At 53.6% G+C, this 276-nt stretch carries 1 protein-coding gene; it reads right to left on the reverse strand.

What is annotated here, in order from left to right:
- Positions 1-6 precede the first annotated feature (6 nt).
- A partial coding sequence (locus tag QP888_RS11025) for a transposase (protein ID WP_284813598.1) occupies positions 7-276 on the reverse strand: 270 nt, incomplete at its 5' end.

The raw sequence follows: 276 nt of genomic DNA on the forward strand, positions 1-276 counted from the left end.
GCCGCATCAATTCGAATTTTTCTGATCGCGTTGCTTTGCGGCGAAGAAGGCTGTCGCTTTTGACAAAAACTCATTATCCATCTTGGCTTCTGCCAGCTCACGACGCAGACGAGCATTCTCCGCACGAAGATCCGCCTCGCTTCGCCCATCAGAGGATCCTCGGCGTTCACGCTCATTTTTCACCCACCGGCCTAAAAGGCCTGGTCCGACGCCAATCTCCTTAGCTACATGAGCAATTGGGCGTTCTGACTCGATTACTAGGTTCGCGGCTTCACG

Source organism: Corynebacterium sp. MSK297 (genome assembly GCF_030232885.1).
In the GTDB taxonomy this organism is placed as follows: Bacteria; Actinomycetota; Actinomycetes; order Mycobacteriales; family Mycobacteriaceae; genus Corynebacterium.